This window comes from Shewanella sp. T24-MNA-CIBAN-0130 (assembly GCF_040310185.1).
In the GTDB taxonomy this organism is placed as follows: Bacteria; Pseudomonadota; Gammaproteobacteria; order Enterobacterales; family Shewanellaceae; genus Shewanella; species Shewanella psychromarinicola.
This window is the reverse complement of the sequence record NZ_JBEOPP010000072.1, coordinates 1-19256: the sequence shown is the minus strand read 5'-3', so window position 1 is coordinate 19256 and position 19256 is coordinate 1. Positions and strand designations below refer to the sequence as shown.

11 protein-coding genes are annotated in these 19256 nt (G+C 43.1%); 7 read left to right on the top strand and 4 right to left on the bottom strand.

The genetic code is table 11. From position 1 onward, the window contains the following. Positions 1-164 precede the first annotated feature (164 nt). Entirely contained in the window at positions 165-530 is a 366-nt protein-coding gene (locus AAEZ02_RS19645) for an Hpt domain-containing protein (protein ID WP_124012247.1), read from the bottom strand. Between the two features lie 291 nt (positions 531-821). Then, positions 822-1790 (bottom strand): tRNA modification radical SAM protein MnmL/YtqA, encoded by a 969-nt coding sequence (gene mnmL / locus AAEZ02_RS19640; RefSeq protein ID WP_124012248.1) that lies wholly within the window; start codon positions 1788-1790, stop codon positions 822-824. 523 nt (positions 1791-2313) lie between these two features. On the opposite strand from mnmL, the gene gltB reads away from it, so the two are divergent. Next, positions 2314-6762, top strand: a complete 4449-nt coding sequence (gltB, locus tag AAEZ02_RS19635) for a glutamate synthase large subunit (protein ID WP_335687916.1) — start codon at positions 2314-2316, stop codon at positions 6760-6762. A 4-nt stretch (positions 6763-6766) separates the two neighbouring features. Continuing rightward, positions 6767-8173, top strand: a complete 1407-nt coding sequence (locus AAEZ02_RS19630) for a glutamate synthase small subunit GltD family protein (RefSeq protein ID WP_351088436.1) — start codon at positions 6767-6769, stop codon at positions 8171-8173. Between the two features lie 171 nt (positions 8174-8344). On the opposite strand, the gene AAEZ02_RS19625 is transcribed toward AAEZ02_RS19630, so the two are convergent. Further along, on the bottom strand, positions 8345-9013 hold the full coding sequence (locus AAEZ02_RS19625) for a flagellar brake protein (protein ID WP_351124650.1): 669 nt from the start codon (positions 9011-9013) through the stop codon (positions 8345-8347). Between the two features lie 629 nt (positions 9014-9642). Between AAEZ02_RS19625 and AAEZ02_RS19620 the strand changes: the two genes are divergently transcribed. Beyond that, positions 9643-11643 (top strand): FTR1 family protein, encoded by a 2001-nt coding sequence (locus AAEZ02_RS19620; protein ID WP_351124647.1) that lies wholly within the window; start codon positions 9643-9645, stop codon positions 11641-11643. 176 nt (positions 11644-11819) lie between these two features. Here the strand turns inward: AAEZ02_RS19620 and AAEZ02_RS19615 are convergent, their stop codons facing one another. Next, positions 11820-12233, bottom strand: coding sequence for a hypothetical protein (locus AAEZ02_RS19615; RefSeq protein WP_101034513.1), 414 nt, complete (start codon positions 12231-12233; stop codon positions 11820-11822). Positions 12234-12552: 319 nt separating this feature from the next. On the opposite strand from AAEZ02_RS19615, the gene AAEZ02_RS19610 reads away from it, so the two are divergent. From AAEZ02_RS19610 to AAEZ02_RS19595, 4 genes are all read left to right on the top strand, one after another. Continuing rightward, positions 12553-14835 (top strand): TonB-dependent receptor, encoded by a 2283-nt coding sequence (locus AAEZ02_RS19610; protein WP_351124653.1) that lies wholly within the window; start codon positions 12553-12555, stop codon positions 14833-14835. An 11-nt stretch (positions 14836-14846) separates the two neighbouring features. Next, positions 14847-17000: a dihydrolipoyl dehydrogenase family protein gene (locus tag AAEZ02_RS19605; RefSeq protein ID WP_124012251.1), complete on the top strand. Its 2154-nt coding sequence runs from the start codon at positions 14847-14849 to the stop codon at positions 16998-17000. Positions 17001-17219: 219 nt separating this feature from the next. After that, positions 17220-18041, top strand: a complete 822-nt coding sequence (locus tag AAEZ02_RS19600; RefSeq protein ID WP_351075998.1) for a DUF547 domain-containing protein — start codon at positions 17220-17222, stop codon at positions 18039-18041. After that, positions 18028-19256 (top strand): ABC transporter substrate-binding protein (locus AAEZ02_RS19595; protein WP_351124644.1); only part of this gene is annotated, 1229 nt, incomplete at its 3' end. The genes AAEZ02_RS19600 and AAEZ02_RS19595, both read left to right, overlap by 14 nt.

The window sequence follows — 19256 nt, the reverse complement described above, 5'->3', positions numbered from 1 at the left end:
TATCCACGCTCAGTGCTCTACATACCCAGTCGCTATCCACTTAGATATAAACAATAGTGCTTATCCGAATAGCATTATCTTTAATAAGAGGCATTTCAAAAAAGCGCTTTTAGGCACTAATGGAGGTTAATATCTATCCATTATGCTACCTACATGACGGACAATTACGCTTTTGCTTCTAAATAGGCTTTCAATTGCTGTAAATCTTCAGCGGCGTGGTCAACAATTACAGCAAGCCATACTTTATGCTCAGTGTCCCATTGGGTTTCTTCACCGTGCTGTAATAACTGTGAGAATTGCTGAATGCGTTTAAGGCCAACAGATCCCGCAGCGCCTTTAAATTTATGGGCTTCTGCACATAACGTATCTTTATCATTTGCATCGCCAGCTTTCACTAGGCTACTGACATATTCAGGCATTAGCTGCTCGAATAACACTACGCTTTTCAATAACGTTCCAGCACCAATGGCACTGATATATTGCTCAAGCGTATTGAGATCCAATATTGAGTCTAACTGCGTTGTGGCCATAAAGGCACCTCTATCAATAATATAACTTTCTAGAATTTTAAATATGATACCGAGTAAAATACCCTATGCAAGGCTTGCCAATATTTAGCTGCGATTTAATTATAAATATTACATTTTACTAACACAACTGATCAACTGGTATTACCAATGTTTAAAAATACCTCATATTGGTAATGTTTTATTCAATAATGAGTAAATAATCGTTACCACCCTTGTATTACGTCATAAAAACCGACCTTTATTTTGATCGTATTCAGCTGACTCACGACCAATCTATCGATATCTCTAACACTAAACCGTTTTACTTTGGCTACACATTAAAGCGCTACCTTGGCCGCCAAAGTCTCGTAACTCATTAACAATCGCAACAAGACCATCCCAACGAAAAGCACACCAATCAGGCGCAAGCAACATTGGTTTTTTTGCATAAGCGGTCACGCGATGGAAGATAATGTCTTTTGGGGTGTGACGGATCAGTTTTGCGACCTCTGAAGCATACTCGTCCAGACCGATCAATGGCATGGGATTATAACGCCATTGTTTTGCCATAATACTGCCTTCTACAATATGTAGTGGGTGCAGTTTTAGCCCATCAACACCTATCCCTAATACGGTTTGTAAGCTATTAAAGTAGTCCACGGAAGTTTCTCCTGGGAGGCCTAGTATCAGATGGGTGCACACTTTAATCCCTCTAGCACGAGCCTTTTTAACGGTTTGACGGTATTGGCATAATTGATGGCCACGATTAATCCGCTTTAAGGTCTGATTATTGGCCGTTTGTAAACCAAGCTCCAGCCACACCTCGATGCCTCGTTGTTGATACTCAACCAATAAATCAAGTACTTCATTAGGCACACAGTCAGGACGAGTACCAATATGAAGCCCGACAATATCGGTATCTTCAACGGCTTGATCATATTTTTGCTTGAGTACTTTGTACTCATCGTAAGTGCTGGTATAGGCCTGAAAATAAGCAATATATTTTGCTGTCGACGCTGGGGCTACTTCAGTGGGAAGCACACTTTTTTTGGCTGACTGGGCACGTATTTTTCCTTCGGATAATTGCACTGCAATGGGTTGAGCACTGTCTTGTTCTCCGCTAAATGAAGCCACATTACAAAAAGTACAACCGCCTACGCCTAAGGTGCCATCTCGATTAGGACAAGTAAATTGGGCATCTATAGTTAATTTTTTTATGCGTTGGCCATAACGTTGCTTGCAATGTAAACCAAATGTATTAACGTAGTCATCTAAACCCAAAATTTACTCTCAACATTACTTTAAAGTTCGCCAGTTTAGTCAACCGATACACACCTGTCTTGGTGCTAAATCAATAAAATAGTTTATCTATTGGCGCTGGCAGTAAACTTGTGCGCTAACGCTAAAAACAGTTAACACCATTTAATCAACTTACAAAACACTCGATATGAATATTTAGTCATTTAGAATAATTTTTTACTCAAAAACTGTGTTTGAAATAAAATTCACTATTTTTGTTTCAAAAACACTTCTTTGTTGTTGTTGCAAAAAAGTAGCTGATTATTTTATCATTTTCTAAAATTCTTTTTATTCATAAGGTTATAGGTGATATATCACAGTTTACGTTAACGTAAGGTTGGTAGCGTATTACGTTTTATGAGTATTTAGATTTCAGTTTGTTGCATTTTTTTGGTTTGACCTTTATTCAATCTCAGTTTATTTTGAATGGTTCGGGTGCATATCTATGGATATTCTTTGAATTTACCCCGAGTCGTATTCTAGTAGAGGTTTAGGGGGTTTTTGTATGAGCTTGTATCATCCCAGTTTTGAGCGTGACAATTGCGGATTTGGTTTAATTGCACAAATGGATGGTGACGCGAGTCACCGCATTGTGCGTACTGCGATTCATGGTCTCGATCGAATGAAGCATCGTGGTGGTATTGCAGCGGACGGACGCACAGGTGATGGCTGTGGTCTATTAATGCAAATGCCTACAGGGTTTTTTAAAGCTATTGCGGCAGAAAATGATTGGCATTTGAGCCGAAATTTTGCCGTGGGTATGCTATTTCTCAGCCAAGATAAACAACGCGCTGATGAAGCCAAACTTATCTTAGAAAAAGAACTACAACGAGAAATGTTAAGTGTCGCTGGTTGGCGTAAAGTTCCGATTAATCCTGATGTTTTGGGGGAGATTGGTCGGGAAAGCTTGCCACAGATTTATCAAGTATTGATCAACGCGCCAGTTGGCTGGCGGGAAAAAGATCTTGAACGTCGCTTGTATATGGCGCGTCGCCGACTTGAACAGCAAATCACTGATGATGAAGACTTTTACGTTGCCAGTCTTTCTGGGCAAGTGATTGTCTATAAAGGGTTAATGATGCCAGCCGATCTGCCGTCATTTTACACAGACTTAGCAGATATACGTTTGAAAAGTGCCATTTGTTTATTTCACCAGCGCTTTTCAACCAACACACATCCCAAGTGGCCATTAGCCCAACCGTTTCGTTATCTTGCCCATAACGGTGAAATCAATACCATTACCGGTAATCGTCAATGGGCTAGAGCGCGTGCCTATAAGTTTAATTCGCCTTTATTGCCCGACTTACAACAAGCGGCACCCTTTGTTAACGAAACAGGTTCAGACTCCTCTTCTTTAGACAATATGCTCGAAATGCTGTTATCAGGTGGGATGGATTTATACCGAGCCATGCGCTTACTTATTCCACCAGCATGGCAATCAAACCCAGAGATGGACGACGAGTTAAAAGCTTTCTATGATTTTAACTCAATGCACATGGAGCCGTGGGACGGCCCTGCTGGCATTGTAATGACTAATGGTCGCCATGCTGCCTGTGCGGTTGATCGCAACGGCCTACGTCCTTCTCGTTACGTTATAACCAAGGATCGTATCCTAACCTTAGCCTCTGAAGTCGGTATTTGGGATTATGCAGCCGATGAAGTGATTGAAAAAGGCCGTGTAGGGCCGGGTGAATTATTAGTATTGGACACCTTGAACGGTCATTTACATCACTCTTTTGAAATTGATAACGACTTAAAACGTCGTCATCCTTATAAAGAATGGATGGCTAAAAACAGTCAAACCCTAGTTCCTGCTGAGCAAATGCCTCCCAGCAAACAAGGTTCAAGTGGCTTTGATGCTAAAACACTGCTGCAATACCAAAAACAGTTTGGTTTTACTCGTGAAGAATTAGAGCAAGTTATTTGGGTACTCGCCAGTAAAGGTGAAGAAGCCGTCGGCTCAATGGGTGATGATACTCCCATGGCAGTATTGTCGAAAAAATCGCGTTCATTGTATGATTATTTCCGTCAGAAATTTGCTCAAGTCACCAACCCACCAATTGACCCATTACGTGAAAAACACGTGATGTCATTAGCCACTTGTGTAGGCCGCGAGCAAAATCTATTTAGCGAAACCACTGGCAACGCTTACCGAGTGATGTTTAATTCGCCGATTTTATTATTCAGTGACTTTAATCAACTGCTTGGCTTAGATAGCACCAACTATCGCGCTAATATGGTTGATTTAAACTATGATACCCACGAAACCCTAGAGCAGGCGATCCGTCGTATAACGGATGAAGCAGAACGCCTAGCGCGCAGTGGCACAACATTATTAGTCTTGTCTGATCGTGCAGTAGCGAAAAATGCACAAGTCATCCCTGCCGCTATGGCTGTGGGTTCTGTGCAGACACGTTTAGTGGATAAAAGTTTACGCTGCGACACCAACATTATTGTTGAAACGGCATCGGCCCGTGACCCGCATCACTTTGCGGTGCTGCTAGGCTTTGGCGCGACAGCTATCTACCCTTACCTTGCCTATGAATCTATCTCTGCAATGGCGAAATCACGTCAAGTAGAAGATGTAACGCCTTTATTGCTTAACTTTCGTTTTGGCATTGAAAAAGGCTTACGTAAAATCATGTCTAAAATGGGTATCAGCACTGTGGGGTCATACCGTTGTAGTCAACAATTTGAAGCCGTGGGTTTAGCCAGTGATGTCATTGAATTATGCTTTAAAGGCGTCATTAGCCGTATTGAAGGCGTTACCTTTACCCATATCGCCGATGACCAAAAGATACTTCATACTGCTGCGTATCGCGCGCATATGCCGTTACCTCAAGGTGGGTTATTAAAGTATGTTGAAGGCGGTGAATACCACTGTTTTAATCCAGACGTAGTCAATACCCTACAAGCATCACTTAAAGACAAAAACTATGCTGAGTATAAAAAGTTTACTCACTTAGTTGATGACCGCCCAGTGGCAACGTTACGTGACTTAATTGGCATCAAAGGTCAACTTGACGCTGTGGAACAAGACACCGTTGAAGGAGCTGAAAAGCTCTACTCTCGCTTTGACAGTGCCGCCATGAGTATTGGTGCCTTAAGCCCTGAAGCTCATGAAGCCTTAGCCGTTGCGATGAATCGTCTTGGTGGACGCTCAAACTCTGGTGAAGGTGGCGAAGATGCGCGTCGTTTCAATAGCGAGCGTAACTCTGCCATTAAACAAATTGCATCTGGCCGATTTGGGGTAACAGCGCACTATCTTGTTAACGCTGATGTGCTGCAAATTAAAGTGGCCCAAGGGGCTAAACCCGGTGAAGGTGGTCAGTTGCCTGGTCATAAAGTCAGTGTTGAAATTGCAGGGCTGCGTCATGCTCGTCCTGGCGTAACGTTAATTTCACCCCCACCACACCACGATATTTATTCAATTGAAGATTTAGCCCAGCTGATTTTCGATTTAAAACAAATCAATCCAAAAGCCTTAGTGTCGGTCAAGCTGGTTTCTGAACCAGGGGTTGGCACCATTGCAACGGGTGTCGCTAAAGCCTATGCCGATATGATCACCATATCCGGTTACGACGGCGGTACTGGCGCAAGCCCAATTACCTCGGTTAAGTATGCCGGATCACCTTGGGAACTAGGCTTAGCTGAAGTGCATCAGTCGCTGGTAGAAAATGGCTTACGTCATAAAATTCGCCTGCAAGTTGATGGTGGCTTAAAAACGGGTACCGACGTGATTAAAGCCGCCTTACTCGGGGCAGAAAGCTTTGGTTTTGGTACAGTGCCAATGATTGCGTTAGGGTGTAAATACTTACGTATTTGTCACCTCAATAACTGTGCAACCGGTGTGGCAACCCAAAATAAAAACTTACGTGAAAACCATTTCCACGGTTTACCAGAACGTGTGATGACCTACTTTGAGTTTGTGGCTCAAGAAGTGCGTGAATGGATGGCGGCATTAGGCGTGACAAAATTTGACGATCTGATCGGACGTAGTGACTGGTTATATACGCTCGAAGGTCAAACAGATAAGCAACGAGGTTTAGATTTAGCGCCGATTTTATATAAACCTAAAGTGCAGCCAAACTCGTCACTCACTTGGAAAGAAACTAACCCACCGTCAGACGTAGGTCAGTTAAACCAAACCCTATTAGCAGATTGTCGTAAAGCGGTTGATACTGGAGAGCCTTTCTCTTGTCAATATCAAATCAATAATACCGATCGTTCAGTGGGTGCAACATTGTCAGGCTATATTGCAACTACCGTAGGCGTGGCAGGGGCAAAACAGCCGTTAACACTTGCCTTTAGTGGTAGCGCAGGTCAAAGCTTCGGCGTGTGGAACAGTCCAGGCCTTGAACTTAAGCTCTGCGGCGATGCCAATGACTATGTTGGCAAAGGGATGTCTGGCGGTAAGATCGTAATTCACCCCCCTATTGGTAGCCCGTTCCAAAGTGAACGCAGCGCCATCATGGGCAACACTTGTTTGTATGGTGCTACGGGCGGTAAATTGTTTGCAGCGGGACAAGCGGGTGAGCGTTTCGCGGTTCGTAATTCTGGTGCCATCGCGGTTGTTGAAGGCTCTGGTGATAATTGCTGTGAATACATGACTAGCGGTATCGTGGTTATCTTAGGTAAAACGGGGGTCAACTTCGGCGCGGGGATGACAGGCGGATTTGCCTATGTATTCGACCAATTTGGTCGTTTTAATCGCCGGGTTAACACCGAAATGGTCGACACCCATAAAATAGAATCAAAAATCCACCAACAACACTTAAAATCGTTAATTGAAACTCATTATGCTGAAACAGGCAGTGAGCATGCCAACCTGATATTAAGTGATTTTGAAAACTGGTTGGATTGTTTTGTATTAGTAAAACCAAAGAATATTGCCGTTGCCGACCTGCTAAAAATTGAGCAGAAGAGTCCGGAATTAGTGGTAAAGGCGGGGTAACATTATGAGCAATGACTTTCAATTTATCGAAGTGGGTCGAGTAGACCCCGTTAAACATGAAGCAAAAAAACGTGCTACACAATTTATTGAAATTTATCAGCCGTATACGCAACCTGAAGTCAAGCAACAAGCAGACCGTTGTCTTGACTGTGGTAACCCTTATTGTGAATGGAAATGCCCACTGCATAACTACATTCCAAACTGGTTAAAACTGGCAGAAGAAGGTCGTATTATGGAAGCGGCAGACTTGGTACATGAGACCAATACTCTGCCTGAAATTTGTGGACGAGTGTGTCCACAAGACCGTTTATGTGAAGGTGCCTGTACCTTAAACGATGACTTTGGTGCAGTCACTATTGGTAGTGTTGAAAAATACATTACCGATACCGCTATCTCACAAGGATGGCGCCCCGACATGACCAAGGTGACACCACGCACAGAGCGTGTTGCCATTATTGGAGCCGGTCCTGCAGGTCTTGGTTGTGCTGATGTGTTGGCTCGCAATGGCGTGCAAGCAGTGGTATATGATAAATATCCTCAAATTGGGGGGTTGCTTACTTATGGCATCCCTTCTTTTAAGCTTGATAAAGAGGTGATGGCGACTCGCCGTTCAGTACTTGAAGGCATGGGGATTAAATTTAAATTGGGGATTACCGTTGGTAAAGATGTGAGCTTTCAGAGTCTATTAGACGAATACGATTCTGTCTTTCTTGGTATGGGTACCTACACAGCCATGAAAGCGAAACTGCCCAATGAAGAAGCGCAAGGCGTGATCCAAGCGCTGCCATATCTTGTCGGTAATACGCATCATATTATGGGCACTCAAGACGACGCTACACCGTATTTAAGCCTTGAAGGTAAAAATGTGGTTGTATTGGGCGGCGGTGATACTGCGATGGATTGTTTACGTACCGCAGTGCGCCAAGGTGCTAAAAGTGTCACATGTGCTTATCGTCGTGACGAAGCCAACATGCCCGGTTCACGTCGTGAAGTAAAAAATGCCCGCGAAGAAGGGGTCAATTTCTTATTTAATCGTCAACCTGTGGCAATTAAAGCTGAAAATGGTCATGTGGTCGGTATTGAGTGCGTTGAAACCAAAATGGGCGAAGCTGATGCCAGCGGACGTCAACGCGCTGAAATCATTGCAGGTAGTGAGCAAGTATTAGCAACCGATGCGCTGATCATTGCCTTTGGCTTCCAAGCGAGTCCTGCATCTTGGTTTAGTGAGTTTGGTATCGAAACCAACGAATGGGGATTAGTTAAAGCTAATAAAACAGATGATAATCCTTTCCAAACCACGAATGCTAAAGTGTTTGCCGGTGGTGATATGGTGCGGGGTTCTGACTTAGTTGTTACAGCAATAGCTGAAGGCCGAGACGCTGCATTAGGTATTTTAAATTATTTAAATTAACGACTTACTAACCTCTAGCCTGCAATGGGCTAAAGGGTAGCGTTCAAAGGTTAACAAGTTAATAAGTTAGCTTGATAATAAAAGTCGCCATAACGTGTTTTCTTGTGAATTTTGCGCATCTTCTGATGCGCTTTTTTTCATCTTTTTTTTGCAAAAATGACTCATTTTAGATCACGATTTTTTGGTCGAATTCACCAAACAATAACTGAAAATATTGTCGGTTAACTCAGGATGTTCATCTGAGAATTTAATCCCAACATGCAGTTTACCGTCGACATGTTGAATTTTAACCGCACTGCCAGTTAAGATGCCAGAAAGATCAGTATTAATCGAAATAGCCACATGCATTTGCTCGCCCTGCTCAATACTCACGGCGTTAGCATCTAATGTCAGTAAACAACCCGAAAATGAAAAATCAACCATGGTAGCGCTAACTTTACTCTCGTTGTGAATAACAAACACGGCTTGCTCTATATTGACTCTGGGCTGATCTCTGACCTTTTTCTTGGTGATGGCTTTGGGCACACTAAGACACAACATTTTAATCGGATGATTTACCACAGATAATATGGTCGACTTAAAAGCAATAATGTCTTTAAAGCCACTATTAGTTATCGCTCTGACAACAATTTCAGCGTTAGCTAGCATGTACTGATAAGCCTCAGAAAAACCTTTATTTGGATACTCAATCAAGATAAAACGCTCCAGTTGATATCCAATCATGCTCGAACGTGATTGCACGGTTTTACCATTGGCAAAATGAATCTCAATGAATAATTCCATGCCTATGTCAATCAGGCGAAGGTCTTCATACAACGTAACGCTTATGGGGTTTTTCATCATTTACCTGCCATAGTGTAACTCGTCATAATAGCGCTCTTTTTTATCAAAAAAAAAACATAAAAATCAATAATGTAAACATATCAGATGTAGCTCAAAAATAATAATAGCCTTGTTGATTCTAGTTAATCTCAACTCACAATAAAAGCTAGGGAAACTAGGTAACGGTCAAATATGTTCAGGATAGTCATATCAATCATGTCATTCGTTTTGCTAACAAGCTGCAAAATTAGGTGTCTATTTTAGTCAATGCCGACAGCAGAACAAAGGCCTATTTAATCAGCGGTTATTATCTCAAGTAGAGGTTACTTATACTAAACAGTGATAATGGATACTGACTACGGTTTATCAATCCGTCACAAAGCGAATCACCTCACCCACCCATAAAAAACATAACCCACTGTTTCAAAAATAAATAATAACCAAAAACTGATTATTAAATTATTTTCTATCCACAATAATCTCGCAGATAACCCTTGTTGCCACTAACCGCCCTCACCAGCACAGTTTCAGAATGATTGATAAGCCGCCAACAAGAAAGTAGAATGCTAATCATTATCATTTATTCAATTATTCAATTATTCAATTAGTTTACAGAATAATTCTTTCATTCCTATTAAGGCAATACCTTGAATACTTTCTTAAGCAGCATCACGTTATGGCGACAACAGCTTACATCTTCAGTCTTCAATAAGTGCCTACTAATTGTCATTAGTTCGGTGTTTTCAACCTCATTATGGGCGCAAAGTCCGGCAGTCACGTCACAAGAGATATCACCAGAGACATCTCAAGATCGCCTAAAACAAACACGACAAATTCTCCAATTAGCGGAATACATTGGTGTGGATTATTCTGAAGCCATCAGCGCAGGAGAAATTAATAATGCCGATGAGTTTGCTGAAATGCAGCAATTCGCCAGTATCATCATAGAAAAAACCAGCCTGCTCGCTAATGATAAGCCAAATTCGTTAATGACAGATGCACTTCAATTACAACAAGCCATAGCAGACAAATCATCACTGGATGTTATTCAACAGTTTAGTCAAAAAATTTGCAAACAGTTACTAAGCCAGTCTCCCGCCTTAGTACTGCCATCACAGCTGATAGCCAAAGATAATGTTAAGCAACTGTTTATTGAAAATTGCTCAAGCTGTCATGGTGATTTAGGCCAAGGGAATGGGCCACTCGCTAAATCCTTATCACCTCAGCCGACTAATTTTACTGACCAAGAACGGGCATTAAATCGTTCGTTATTGGGACTTTTTGATGCGATTTCTGATGGCTTAGATGGCAGTGCTATGCGTGCTTTTAGTGAGTTAAATGATCAACAGCGTTGGTCTCTGACTTTCTATGTTGGCAGCTTAGCTTTTGAGCCAACGGCTGTCACAACGAAGCACATTAAGCAAGATGCTAATATTGAATTACAACAATGGGTCAATAGTAATCCAACACAATTACTTCAGCAAAATGTCGGCATTGATCGCAGTCAACTAGAACGATTACGCTCACAACCTGAGTTGCTATTCCAACATGCAGAGTCACCTATTTCGGTAACGCGCACAAACTTGCAGGCAGCAGTAAAAGCCTATCAAGCTAATGAATTAGCACAAGCACAAACCTTGGCGGTAAGTGCTTACTTAGATGGTTTTGAATTAATTGAAAACAATTTAGATGCTCACGACAGTGGTCTGCGTAAATCAATCGAAACCAAGCTGCTTAATTTTAGAAACTTATTGAAAACAACAGGTCAAAACACGCTGGTAAATCAACAGTTGAGCAGCATACTGACACAGCTCAATCAAGCCGACACTGTCTTAACCGGACAATCACTATCAAATAACGCTATGTTTTCGGCGGCGTTAATTATCCTGTTACGCGAAGGCTTAGAAGCCCTATTGGTGATCATTGCCTTAATGACAGTGTTAATCAAAACCGAACGTCATGACGCTATTAAATTTGTTCATTTTGGTTGGATATCTGCATTAGCCGCTGGCGTATTAACCTGGTGGGCGGCAGATAACCTCATCAGCATTAGCGGTGCATCTCGGGAGGTAATGGAAGGTGGTGCAGCACTGTTAGCCGCGTTAGTACTGTTTTATGTAGGCTATTGGATGCACAGTAAAACTCAAGGTTCAAAATGGCAAAGTTACCTTAAAAAGAATGTCGATCGTCATTTAAACACCGGAACCTTATGGGGACTGACTGGATTGGCCTTTATTTCGGTATATCGAGAAGTATTTGAAACCATTTTGTTCTATCAATCGTTACTGACACAAGCCATTGGATCCGCCAGCAGTAATGAGCAGGTCACTTATTTGGCCTACGGTTTGTTAACTGGCATGGCCATTTTGGCTGTTATTGCTTGGTTAATGATGCGATATTCGGTGAAATTACCCTTGGCACGCTTTTTTGCCGTCAGCTCTTACTTCATGCTTATTTTAGCGTTTATCTTGGCAGGAAAAGGGATTTCAGCGTTACAAGAAGCTGCCATCATTAACCTGACACCTTTCCCTGTTGATGTGTCGATTAGCTGGTTAGGCATAGCCTCAACGTGGCAAGGGTTAACCACACAAATGGTAATTGTAGTGTTATTTAGCTTTTTGGTTATTCGTAATCGTGAGGCTAAATAATGCCTAATTCCAGCTACTTTAAAACTTAATCGATCCAAGCACTTTAACGTTTAATCTTGCGGGGAGTTCAACGTTTAATTCCAGAGTGTCCCAATAAATAAGGCTGGCTAATAATATTTAGCCAGCCTTTTTATATCGATAAAACGATTTAACTCGAGTTGAGGTAATTTAGGAACTTATTTTACGGTAAATTTGGTATCTTGCTCTCTTAACATATACAAAGCGAAACACGCCGCCCACATTGGCCATGCAGCAAAGAATAATAAATTATTAAAGGCATCAAAATATTGATTGAATGCCGATAACGTTGAAGCACCGTGCATGAGAAAGATCACCCCATAAGTGATCCGTTTTTTAATCCCAAGTACAAACGCAAACACCAATAATAATTGTAGTGCACCCAAAATATACGCTGCGACGTCACTCATGCCACCAATGCCATAGAATTTTTCAAATATCTTCATGCTATGACCAGGATTAACAAACTTATCCACTGTCCACACTAGCAACACCAAAAACACGCCTAGACGTAAAGAGAGTAAAGACCATTGCAATTTACGTTGAACATCGCCGCTAAGTGCTGTTTGCATCATAATTCCTTAAAAATATAAAATAAAGTGGTATCTATCTAAAACTAATCAGCTTTTAATAGGCTAAACTGATCTTTTATTGAAAAATTTCATCAGCCACCAATTGACCGAGTCAAGCGGCACTATGTTGCACATATATTTATGCCATTTAGGTCTAACACTGTAAAAATAGGCATAACATCGTTGAAATAAAACCGTTAATTAGAAGGTCTCTTTAGCCATGTTCATCACTACAGAAAATATTATGTCTATTCAGCGTCACCAAAATCGCTCACTTATTGCGCTAGCCATTAGCGTCGCCTTGTATTCATCGATTACGATGGCGGCTGAAGACACGTCAATAGAAGTCATTCACGTTTCAGGTAAAACGATTAATGACCAAGGATTATCACCTAAAAACACCACGGTAGATGGCCCATTTGGCGATGGCATAGCACTTAAAGATATTGCCCGCTCTGTTACCCCCATCACAAGTGAGATGATTGACCAGCTTAATATTACTGACTTATCAGACATTCAAAAGGTCAGCCCTAATAGCTATTCTGCCAGTGGTTTTGGTGCATCAAGTTTGCCAACAATTCGCGGCCAATTAGGTGAGTTATATCAAGATGGTGTGCGTCGCCAAGCGGGCAACAATGGCTTTGGTGTACCTATGTCATTTAACGCAGTCGACCAAATTGATGTGGTAAAAGGTGCGCCGCCAGTGCTATTAGGCACCAGCCAACGTAATGGTGGATTTGTTAACATACATTCTAAAGTCGCGCCTACTGACGAGCAATTTACTAAGCTCACCCTCTCTGGCGGCAGTTGGGATCATTACCGAGCTCAAATAGATGTTGGCACCGACATTGTCGCCAACCAAAGCGGTGTTCGCTTAAGTGCAGAACATATCGATAATGGCAGCTACTACGATTATTCAGGCTTTAAAAGCGACAGTATTTTTGTCGCATTTAGATTTTTGCCGGACGATGTCAGCACGTGGGACATTAATGTCGAATACTATGATGTTGAGTTTACCGATAACGCGGGGATTAACCGTCCGACTCAAGCATTAATCGATAACGGTTTATACGTGACTGGCCAAGGTGTACAGCCTAATGGCAGTACTATTGCTGGCGCCAATGCCATCGTATCGCCTACCGGGTTAGTTGAGATAGATCGCAGCCAAGTATTAACCGATCCCGACAATATCAATGACGCGCAAACCTTGTTACTCCACAGTACTTATGTGCGTAAACTAAGTAATAAGGCCACGCTTAAAAACATCACTTATTATCAACACTTAGAGCGTGAAGAAATTGCTCAAAACAGTTTTGTTGAAATCATTGATGGTGCAGATACCGCTCAAAACAGAGTGGAACTGGCTTATGAGTGGAATGACGCCCAAAGCACCATTACTGCGGTCGATATTCGCTACAACAAGGTGTTAGGTTACAGCCAATTTACCACCGAGGCTGACTTACCTATCGACTTAACCGGTCCAATTGAAAACCGCCGTATTCCACTTACTGCTGAGCAGCAAGCAAGGCTAGTTGAACTGCGCCCTGGTGTGTTTGTGTCACCTGGCGCCCAATACGATACCAATGCAGATGGCAGTGGCGATTTTTCATTATCTGACACCACTGACTCAACCAGTTGGCAAACGGGTCTAGCCATTCAACATAACAGCCAATGGACCGATAAGTTCTCAACCAGCGTAGGTTATCGTGCCGATTTTTATAATGTAGATGCGCGCGATGCCATTGCCCCCCAAGAACAAGTTGCAGCCAGCGATTCGATAAGTGAAATGCTTGAATCTGGGCAAATCAGTTTGAGCTATCGCATTACTGACGATATCACCACCTATGCAAGCGCCAGTTATAACGAATCAACCTCAAATAGCATGGCAGGCGGCACGACGTTAGGCGCTAATAACCAGATTAGTAGCCAAAATTTTGCCACCGAAAATACCCTTACTGAAATTGGCATTAAATATTCACCCACTGACAGTGCTTGGTATATCGACGGGGCAGTGTTTGACCAAAAACGCAGTCTGCGAAATCGTGACGGCAGCAACACAGGCGTTCGCACTAAAGGTTTTGAAGCCCAAGCCTTTTATGATGCCGACCCATTTTGGTTAAGCGCGGGCTACAGTTATTTAGACGCTCGTTATGATGATTCAGCCAGTAGCCAAGATACGGTACAAGTGGCCGATACCTTTGATAACTCGCGTCCCGATATCATTCAAGGCACAGGTATTGGCGCACCAAACTTCGCTTCATTTGCACCGTCTGACCGCCGTGTACAAGGCTTACCTGAACAAACGTTCACAATTAATGGCGGAATGTCCATTACTGAGAAATGGAAAGCCGGTTTCTCCGGTCTATATACCAAGAGTTACCCATTGGATTATTTAGCGACTGTGTATATTCGCGATCAGTACACGCTAAATATCAACACTCGCTATGACTTTAGCGAGCAAACAAGTTTAAGGCTAGACGTGAATAACATTACTAATCAAGAGAACTGGCGCCCAGTATTTGAAGGCGGTTATTTCGGTTCTACCTTGGTTTTCCCTGAATTACCGGTTAACGCCACACTTACCTTACAGCATTCATTTTAAGGCTATTGTTTATGTTTAAAAAAATTGTTTTATTACTCATTGCCACAATATTAGTGGGTCTGTTTTTCTATTTTGACCTACATCAGTTACTGACCCTAGATGGCTTAAAAGGCTCAATGAATGATTTCGACCAATTGCGCGAGCAATCGCCGCTGCTGGTTATTGGCGGGTTCTTTTTACTGTATGTTGCAGTGACGGCATTGTCTCTACCTGGTGCAGCCATTCTCACCATTGCCTCAGGCGCACTATTTGGCATAGTTGAAGGATTAATTATTGCCTCATTTGCCTCAAGTATTGGTGCATTACTGGCATTTTTAGTGTCACGTTACTTGCTACGAGATACCATCAAGCAGCGCTTTCCTGAACGTTTAGCGGCCATTGATGCCGGCATTGAAAGAGAAGGTGGCTTTTATTTATTCACCTTACGCTTAGTGCCTATATTCCCGTTCTTCGTGATTAACTTGTTGATGGGCGTCACCGGGTTTAAATCGTGGACCTTTTACTGGGTTAGCCAAGTCGGTATGTTTTTGGGCACCTTTGTGTATGTTAATGCCGGAACTCAACTGGCACAAATTGACAGTTTAGCGAACATTTTATCATTTAACCTGATTGTGTCATTTGCACTATTAGGTTTATTCCCACTGATTGCTAAGGCGATTGTTAATATGATCAAAAAACGCCGCGTATACAGCAACTGGACCAAGCCCGCCAAATTTGATCGCAACATGATTGTGATTGGCGCCGGCGCAGGAGGTCTTGTCACCAGCTACATTGCCGCTGCAGTGAAAGCCAAAGTCACCTTAATTGAAGCCGGTGAAATGGGCGGTGATTGCTTAAACTATGGCTGTGTGCCGAGTAAAGCGATCATTAAAAGCGCCAAGATAGCCCAGCAGATAAGAAACGCCCATCATTATGGTTTAGAAGACATCACCCCTGAGTTTTCGTTTAAAAAAGTCATGGCACGCGTGCATCAAGTCGTGGCCGATATTGCCCCACACGACAGCGTTGAGCGTTACACCAATTTAGGTGTCGACGTAGTAAAAGGCTATGCTAAATTAGTCGACCCATGGACCGTAGAAATTAGCTACCCAGACGGCAACACCAGCCGCTTAACCGCGCGCAGTATTGTGATTGCCACGGGTGCTCGTCCGTTTGTGCCGCCGTTACCTGGCATTGAAGAAGTCGGCTATGTCACCAGCGATACTTTATGGGATGAATTTGCCAAACTCGATAGCGCACCACAAAAATTAGTGGTCCTCGGCGGCGGTCCAATTGGATCTGAACTGGCCCAAAGTTTTGCCCGTTTAGGATCCAAAGTGACTCAAATTGAAATGGCCGATCGCATCATGATCAAAGAAGATCTTGAAGTGTCTGAATTTGCCACCCAAGCGCTGCAAAAAAGTGGCGTCAACATTTTAACCTCGCACCAAGCGCTGCGTTGTGAGCTGCGTGATGATAAAAAATTCATTATCGTCAAGCATCAAGAGCAAGAACTGGCAATCGAATACGATGAGCTTCTGTGCGCCGTCGGTCGCAGTGCCCGCTTAGACGGTTACGGTTTAGAAGCATTAGGCATCGAAACCAATCGCACCATTGTCACTAATGAATATTTAGAAACCTTATACCCCAACATTTACGCTGCAGGCGACATTGTTGGCCCGTACCAATTTACCCATGTGGCCGCTCATCAAGGCTGGTATGCCGCAGTGAATGCGTTATTTGGTCAATTTAAAAAGTTTAAAGTCGATTATCGCGTCATCCCATGGACCACCTTTATCGACCCAGAAGTAGCCCGTGTCGGTATTAACGAATACGAAGCCAAGCAGCAAGGCATTGATTACGAAGTCACTCGGTTTGACTTTGCCGAATTAGACCGAGCCATTACCGACAGTGCGACCGACGGTTTTATTAAGGTGATCACCCCTAAAGGCAAGGACAAAATCTTAGGCGTTACCATTGTCTCGGAGCATGCTGGTGACTTAATTGCTGAGTTTGTATTAGCAATGAAACACGGATTAGGACTCAATAAAATTTTAGGCACCATTCACAGCTACCCGACTTGGGCTGAAGGTAACAAATCCGCCGCCGGTGAATGGAAGCGTAACCACGCGCCAGAAACAGTGCTGGGCTGGTTAGAAAAATACCACACATGGCGTCGTGGTTAATGGTTTAAAGACAGTGTTGATGAAGCTATATGCCCATTAACATCAATGCTTTAGAGGCTAACAAATTATGGCGTCAGCTAAAGAGAGATGAGTTGACGCCTATTGTGTGACAACACTGATTAATGAGTACACACAGAATAGGCAAGAGTAATGGCACAAACAGTAAGTGAGCAAAACATGATGAATAAAATAGTAAAGGTATTTTCAACTGCAGTGGTTATGTTCGCTGTTGTTTTTAACTCACTGAGTTTTGCCGCTGAATCGCAGCCATCGGTTACGACCCAAGTTGCAGCGGCAGCGGCGCAACAGACGTTACACCAAGACTGGCAGTACTTAGTTAGCCAACATGTACAACCCATAAACCAAGGTCACAGTAGCGCGGTAGATTACTCTGCTATGCAACAAGACCATGCCAAATTGCAGGGCTATTTGACACAACTCAGTCACATTACTCAAACTGAATTCGATGCTTGGGATAAATCGTCACAATTAGCATTTTTAATCAATGCTTACAACGCGTGGACGCTTGAACTTATCTTAACCCAGTACCCTGATATCGACTCCATCAAAGACTTGGGCGGATTATTTAGCTCACCTTGGGATAAAAGCTTTATCCCATTATTGGGTAAAACCCGCAGCCTCAACGATATTGAACATAAATTGATCCGCGGTAGCGATCGATACAATGAGCCTAGAATTCATTTTGCGGTAAACTGTGCCAGCATAGGTTGCCCTGCGCTGCGTGAAGAAGCTTACACAGGCGCCAAGCTTGAGCAGCAACTAAACGCACAAACTGAGCGTTTTCTTAGCGACAACAGCCGAAACTACGCCAAAGGCGATACGGTCTATTTGTCAGCCATTTTTAAATGGTATGGTGAAGATTTTACCCAAGGCTTTGGCGGCGCGGATTCGATCGATGCCTTTTTATTACTGTATCCTAGCGCATTAAAGCTCAGTCCAGCACTTCAAACCACTGCAGAAAAGCAGCAATTGGATATCGATTTTTTAGATTATGATTGGTCGCTTAATGTCGCTCGATAAGATCATTTTTTTAATAAAAAGGCCTAAAGCTATACTGCATATTGTTGCAGCAACCGCATTGGGCTTTTTTATATGCGCCAGTTTTGGGGCTGGTGTGGCTTATGCCAAAACCAATGAGCAAGCAGCATGGTCAGACATTGAAGCACGTGTTGCAAATCAAGAGGTGTATTTTCATGCTTGGGGCGGCGATCCACAAATCAATAGGTATATTCAGTGGGTTGCGGATCAGCTTGACCAGCAATATCACATCAAATTACATCATGTAAAACTGACCGACACCAGTGAAGCGGTCAGTCGCGTACTGGCAGAAAAATCCGCTGCTAACGACCATAATGGTCAAGTGGATCTCGTGTGGATTAATGGCGAGAACTTTGCCGCGATGGCAAAACATCAATTGCTCACCCCTAACTGGGTGCCTCAATTACCCAACTTTAGTTTAACCGATCCAGACAATAATCCTGCCATGACCCGCGACTTTGGTGTGCCTACATTAGGCATGGAAGCACCTTGGGGCAAAGCCGCGTTAACCTTTTATTACGACAATCTTGTTAGCCAAACGCCGCCACAAACATTGCCACAGTTAAGCCAGTGGACACAACAACATCCAGGCCGATTTACCTATCCTAAGCCGCCTGACTTTTTGGCTATGAGCTTTTTAAAATACGCCTTAATTGTGCTCAATAGTTCACAACCTGCGGCGATTAAAAATCTACTTTATCAACCTGCCACAGCGCAAAGCCAAGCGTTGTTGTTACCTGTGCTTTGGCAATATTTAGATAAATTACATCCCAATTTATGGCGTAAAGGCCAACACTTTATGTCCAGCGGCATGGCGCTGCGCCGCTTAATGGGTGATAGCGAATTGGCATTGGCATTTACCTTTTCAGCCGCCGATGTTCCAGCAGCAGTGGCGCGCTTTGACTTGCCAGACAGCATCCGCAGTTATCGCATGCGTGATGGCAGCTTGAGTAATATCCATTTTATTGCCATTCCATATAATGCGACGCATATTGACAGCGCTAAACTGGCGGTTAATTTTTTACTCAGCCCAGAGGCTCAAGCGAAAAAACAACAACCTAGCGTATGGGGCGATACCAGTGTCATCGCACAATCGCAACTACCCGCAACGCAACAAGCTTGGTTTCAACCGCCAACCCAGTCTCACCCCAGTGCCATTATCGCCAACCAAGATAGTAGCCCAGCATTGAGCGAACC